Origin of the sequence: Thermoactinomyces sp. CICC 10523 (assembly GCF_016055105.1) — a bacterium.
In the GTDB taxonomy this organism is placed as follows: domain Bacteria; phylum Bacillota; class Bacilli; order Thermoactinomycetales; family Thermoactinomycetaceae; genus Thermoactinomyces_A; species Thermoactinomyces_A daqus.
On record NZ_JAECVX010000029.1, the window covers coordinates 1 to 5,438 of the forward strand.

The window sequence follows — 5,438 nt, forward strand, 5'->3', positions numbered from 1 at the left end:
TGAATCTACGGTAATCTGGTATTGAGCCATTGTGAAACCCTCCTTGTTTGGGAATGTTTGCCAACTACTATTCTAACCGAGGAATTTCACCATGGCTCAGTTATTTTTCGCAGCTGCCATTTTTACACAATTATACGGACTTAACTAACTCCTATTTGCGATTAATAAAATTCATATTATTTTTATTATAAGGTAAATTTATTGTTTATTAAAGCGTATTAGAGCATTTTCTCATGTAATTGCGTTATAGTATTCTTTTCATGGGGGAGGCGGTCAAGGAGATCGACTACCGGTTATCCTAGTAGCAGTGGGCGAGGAGGAGCGACGATGTCCCCGCGGGCATCCTACTGCACGCCGCCAACGGGGTTTCCTTCAACGTCAGCCGCGGCACAGGATGGCTTCTTGATCGGATCGGGCCAAACATGCTTTTTTATGCATAGATCTATCACCTCTAATGTCCGATAAGGCTTATTATTTATAAATAGCCCAAATTGAAATAAAGCCGATTCCTAGTATAGGAACGGCTTTTTTCTGGTTTTTTCTATCCGAAACTGTATATTTTACACGTATCTCGGACTTACCCCAACCAACGGCGCAGCCAATGGCTCCAAACTTCCAAATGAACGGCATCTGCCAAGGGAAGAAGTGAGGCGGATGCTGGATGAACAAATGGCCAGCAAGGAAGAGCGTCGGATGCTGTATGAACTGGAGCAGATCGAGAATTACCCGGTTCAGTACGTGAAGGATTTGCAGTATCTCCGGAAGCTGATGGTGGAGTATCCATCAGTAGACATGTTGGAGGAGATCAAGAAATTCGCCGCACACAAGCTGGACAAGCCCTTGAAGAAGAAATCAAATCCCCGGCTGGCCCTTCGACGAAAAGGGGTACATCGGAACGTATCAAGTCCGGTGGAAAAACGTGAAGACGACTCGATTCGATGCCAAAGCCTTTGAAATGGAGCATCCGGACTTGGCCCAAAAATACAAAAGAGAATCGACTTATCGCCGATTCTCCTTATCCCGAGGTTGAGATTGATTGGACAGAGAGGAATGGCGGTTCCCCTCTGTCCTCCATGATACACCATGACAAACAGGAGGACAACAATGGAGCACATCTTGGAAATGGAACGTTAGCTGGAGGAAGTTTCTTGATCGCTGCCCCTGCCATTACAGGCGGGAGATTTTTGTTAAATAAAAAGATAAAATATTCATGTTTATATTTACATATAAAAAATAAATTGCTATAATAGACTTGCAAGTTAAATAAAAACATAACAAATTAAATGTAAAGGGGACAGGTTCATGATCAATAGCGTCGTTCTTGTTGGTCGTCTCACTCGTGATCCGGAGCTTCGGTATACGTCGAGCGGTGTGGCTGTAGCGAGATTCAGCATTGCGGTCAATCGCAACTTCACGAACCAAAACGGCGAACGGGAAGCGGATTTCATCAATATCGTCACTTGGCGGAAGTTGGCCGAAAACTGCGCCAACTATCTCAAAAAAGGTTCTCTGGTTGGTGTGGATGGCCGTTTACAGACCGGGAAATACGAGAATCAGGAAGGGCGTACGGTCTATACGACGGATGTCGTGGCCGAGAGTGTTCAGTTCCTGGAGCCGAAGGGTTCTCGTGAGGGAACAGGTTCCAAAGATCCTTTTGCGGAAAACCCCATTGATATCTCTGATGCAGATTTGCCTTTTTGACAGACTGACGGGTCCCTCAGTACCCGGGGGACTCTTTTTAACCATAAAGGAGAGAACAACATGAACGCACAGAAAGCCATTCAAGCCGGAGCGTTGACTTTTTATCACCAGATGGCCAAGCAAGTGGCAGAGGAAGTGATGGAATGGGCTATTTTTTGAAGAAGAGATCAAAGGATGACAGGAGGAATTACAATGACCATGAAAATCAGAAAAGTGACGGGAATCGGAAATGTCATGATTCCAAAAGAGTATCGGGATCAGATGGGGTTACAAGCGGGGGATCAGGTGCTGATCACCTGCCAAGACAACAAACTCATCATCACCAAAGTGGATGAAAGGAAATTGGCCAAGCTGATCAATGAATGAGGTGAAGGGCAGCCGAAAAAAGGGGCTGCCTTTTCGTTTTCCTTCCTATCCCTTATCCTCACATTTTCATGTGTCTCAAAATGGTGTCCAATTAGTTTAGACGATTAGCGAAAAAAGTTCACGGATTGCGTCCAAAAACTTCAGATTTCCTAACATACTGGGTTGATATTATAATCTTAAAAATTACTTCTTTAGACAAAAATAAAATGAATCATATTACAAATAAACTGGTATATTTATTTATTATTTTAAATGAATCAATTTTCGCGATAATTGGTTTCAAATGCTTAAAAGCCAAGTCACTGTTTCAACATTTTTTATTGGACAGAGTTGACCCAAGGTCGAGTCTGTCTTTTTTGCTCCTATATCCAATCCTTTTTGGTAGAGAGGGGTGAATCCATTACGGATCATGAATATTCCGTAATGGGAGAGATGAATCAATATTTTTATCGATTCGTAATCGTCTTTCTTTTGACCTTGGTTGGCTTTGGTATGTTGGGAGGTGGTCAAGTTTTTGCCAGTGGGGGCAGCTTTGATGTTCCTCATGTGAATGATCATTTTGAAAAAGTTCAACAAGGGCCGGAGCCACAGAAAGTAGATGGCTCATGGGACTGGGTTCCCGAGCCGATCGCGAAAGCAGTGAATTGGACAAAGGAAAAGGTCTCCAGCGGCTGGAATTGGCTGAAACAAACAGCCGACCGTGAATGGGAAAAAGCCAAGCAGGGGGATTGGCTGGACGGGATCTTGGCATTAATCCTCACGACTTTGATTGTAAGAATAAGTTTTAAAGTCGGGATATTGAGAGGCCTGTGGGATACAGTCAAGGGGATTGGCTACATGATCGTTCATCCCATCGAAACGATAAAAGGGATTGTCAGTGCGATCTATCTTGCACCCTGTTGAAACTGGAAAGGCCATCTGGCGAACTATTTCTGAGTCGTTTAAACGAGATGTCATCCATGGAGACGCCAGCAGCAGGGCGGAATGGCAAGGTTATGTGGTGGGTTCCCTTGTCGGAGCAAAAGGGGTAGATAAACTAGGCAAACTGAGCAAAGCAGCCATGCTGAGCAAAGTTTCCAAGGCGAGCAAAGCATCCAAAATAGGGCAAATGGGTCGTGTCGGTCAAGGGATCAGCCGACTCCAAGAAGGATTGCAAAAACTCCGCTTCCCGCAGGCTGTTTCCAAAGTGAAAGGCACTTTTTCCTCAGTGTGGAAAGGGATTCTCAGCCACAAAGTCGCTGCTTCGGTTATCACCGTAGCAAGCATCACTACTGGTTTTCTTGCCCTTGATCCGGAAGCTGTAGTCCAAGCGTTTAACAAAATCACGGTATCCGCTGAGAAATTTGAAGTCAAATCGGCTTTTAAAAGTGCGGAAAAATGTTTTTCTTACAAGCAGCCAACTCGCGGTTATTTTGCTGCTATACAGTTTCCCAACTGTTTTCATTCTCCAGATACAGGTGTAGGCAGTGCGAAAAAGTCAAGAAAGAGAATGCCACCCGATACCATTAGCCCCAACTTTAAAGAGATAGTTGAAGAAAATGGACAAAAGTATATTTATGAAATTGAAGGAAATAAAAAAGAATTTGTTTCTGTTGATCCGAAATATTATGGAAAAGAATTTCCTGATAAGCCTGTCATGATTAACGGAAAACCTGTTCAAATCCCGATATCAAAAGATGGTTTTCCGGATTTTAGAAAGTGGACTGTGTATGATGGTAAATTAGAAAAAGCTGATTGGTATAAGGGAGATAGAGTTCAATTTAGGAAGTTGAATAAAGAAGTGTATAACAAGATTCAGGTGGATCCCAAACTTAAACAAAATATCAATGACGGAATGATCAATGCAATAAAATATGGGAACGGGAATGGACCTGGTAAACAAAAGTTGAACGCTTTTTTTAATCACTTTCCTGCATTAAAAAAGGAGCTTACTGAAAACGACATTGACGAACTAAAAGATGCAAAAGGGTTGCCAGACCTTACGAAAAAAATTGAAAGTGATCCTGCCTTGAAGCAAAAGTTCCTTGATGCTAATATTCAAGATATTAAAGAAGGAGTAACCCCAATTGGCTTTGTTTGGCATCATACAGAGACTCCTGGTGAAATACAACTAGTTGATCAAAAGGTTCATCAGTTAGGACAACCCCATACGGGTGGAAGATCATTATGGGGTGGTGGAAAGGACAATCGTTAGGAGGGAAGAAATGAGTCAAGAATGGAAACAAGCAATTGAAAAGAGTTATAACGAAGAAAAAGATGGAACAATTGAACGTTTGCATGAAGTACTTCAATTCCCTTATCATCCTGATACACAATGGATCTTATTTCTTGTAGAAGGATATGAGGGATTCTATGGAATACGTCCAATACCCATGAAAGGGTCCCACTCGATTTCCATCGATTCATCGAATCATCCAATTTATGAGACCAAGTTACAAGATCTAGAGTTTAGCTTCTCTTCCGTTCGTTACTTCGATCCAAATGAACTTGATGATGATGAAATCGAAGAATTTGACGAATACGCTGAAAAATATTTGTACGAGTGGTTTTCGGATCGGTTTTTAGAAGCAGGGGGAGATTCATTTCCTGTTCCCTGCTACCTGCAATTCCATGATGGTGGGAAGCGTTTTAACATGAAAACGAAACAATGGGTAGAAGAATAAGAAGGATTTTAGACAATCTATATTAACCTAGATGTTATACACCTCAAACCAAAGCGCCGAATCGCTTCATTGAAATAGCGGTTTTGGCGTTTTTTCATGTACTAAGGGGAACATTTTTAAGTGTCTCAAAATGGTGTCCAATTCGCTCTGATACTATCAAAAACTTCATAAGTATGGCCTGATAGGAGGAAATGATATGTCTCAGGATGTTAGACAGTGGTTTAAAGATGTCGTTTGTGAAAATGAAGATGCATATCAGTTTGAGGTAGAAGATTTAGCTGAAAATTCCGTAGGTAATTGGGGGACGTTAGATTATCTCTCCTTTCTGTGTTATACCACTGCGATAAAAAAATTAATATTGGAGAATGATGTAATCGGCTATAAACAACAATTATACAAGGCTGGAAGATACTTTGAATTGTATATTCTCGCTGAACCGTTGAACGTTCCAAGCCATCCTCGCTATGAAAAGGGGGAAACCTGTTTCAAAGGGACTGCCAATCATTATGGCGATTTATATTCAGCCTTGATCAGCCAAAATACGGAGTTGATTGTTTCCTTAGCGCATTTGCTGGGTTGGCGAGGGGAAGAGGAGGATTTCAAGATAAATGTCAACGCCGGGATTAAATTGACCCACTTCAGCCGGTTTAAAATTGACCCACCCCGGTGCCTCATTTAGCCTTTGAAGGTTCCCCGTAAACTCCACTC

At 42.1% G+C, this 5,438-nt stretch carries 7 protein-coding genes; all 7 read left to right on the forward strand.

Annotated features, from left to right (window positions below):
- The first annotated feature begins 654 nt into the window (after positions 1-654).
- Positions 655-954 (forward strand): hypothetical protein, encoded by a 300-nt coding sequence (locus I8U19_RS16935; protein ID WP_198056606.1) that lies wholly within the window; start codon positions 655-657, stop codon positions 952-954.
- Between the two features lie 348 nt (positions 955-1,302).
- A complete protein-coding gene (gene ssb, locus I8U19_RS16940; protein WP_198056607.1) occupies positions 1,303-1,701 on the forward strand; it encodes a single-stranded DNA-binding protein in 399 nt (132 codons plus the stop codon).
- Between the two features lie 192 nt (positions 1,702-1,893).
- Complete coding sequence (locus I8U19_RS16945; RefSeq protein ID WP_160173823.1) at positions 1,894-2,067, forward strand: AbrB/MazE/SpoVT family DNA-binding domain-containing protein; 174 nt, start codon at positions 1,894-1,896, stop codon at positions 2,065-2,067.
- A gap of 432 nt (positions 2,068-2,499) precedes the next feature.
- Positions 2,500-2,970: a hypothetical protein gene (locus I8U19_RS16950; RefSeq protein WP_152568506.1), complete on the forward strand. Its 471-nt coding sequence runs from the start codon at positions 2,500-2,502 to the stop codon at positions 2,968-2,970.
- Entirely contained in the window at positions 2,945-4,261 is a 1,317-nt protein-coding gene (locus I8U19_RS17840; RefSeq protein WP_198056608.1) for an HNH endonuclease, read from the forward strand. The genes I8U19_RS16950 and I8U19_RS17840 overlap by 26 nt, the downstream gene beginning before the upstream one ends.
- A 10-nt stretch (positions 4,262-4,271) precedes the next feature.
- A complete protein-coding gene (locus I8U19_RS16960) occupies positions 4,272-4,730 on the forward strand; it encodes a hypothetical protein (RefSeq protein WP_033100340.1) in 459 nt (152 codons plus the stop codon).
- Between the two features lie 196 nt (positions 4,731-4,926).
- Positions 4,927-5,409 (forward strand): hypothetical protein, encoded by a 483-nt coding sequence (locus I8U19_RS16965; protein ID WP_198056609.1) that lies wholly within the window; start codon positions 4,927-4,929, stop codon positions 5,407-5,409.
- Positions 5,410-5,438 lie beyond the last annotated feature (29 nt).

Excerpts from the sequence above, each read along its gene's own strand:
- I8U19_RS16945 (WP_160173823.1), top strand. The coding sequence starts at position 1,894 with ATGACCATGAAAATCAGAAAAGTGACGGGAATCGGAAATGTCATGATT.
- I8U19_RS16935 (WP_198056606.1), top strand. The coding sequence starts at position 655 with ATGCTGGATGAACAAATGGCCAGCAAGGAAGAGCGTCGGATGCTGTAT.
- I8U19_RS16960 (WP_033100340.1), top strand. The coding sequence starts at position 4,272 with ATGAGTCAAGAATGGAAACAAGCAATTGAAAAGAGTTATAACGAAGAA.
- I8U19_RS16950 (WP_152568506.1), top strand. The coding sequence starts at position 2,500 with ATGAATCAATATTTTTATCGATTCGTAATCGTCTTTCTTTTGACCTTG.
- I8U19_RS16965 (WP_198056609.1), top strand. The coding sequence starts at position 4,927 with ATGTCTCAGGATGTTAGACAGTGGTTTAAAGATGTCGTTTGTGAAAAT.
- ssb (WP_198056607.1), top strand. The coding sequence starts at position 1,303 with ATGATCAATAGCGTCGTTCTTGTTGGTCGTCTCACTCGTGATCCGGAG.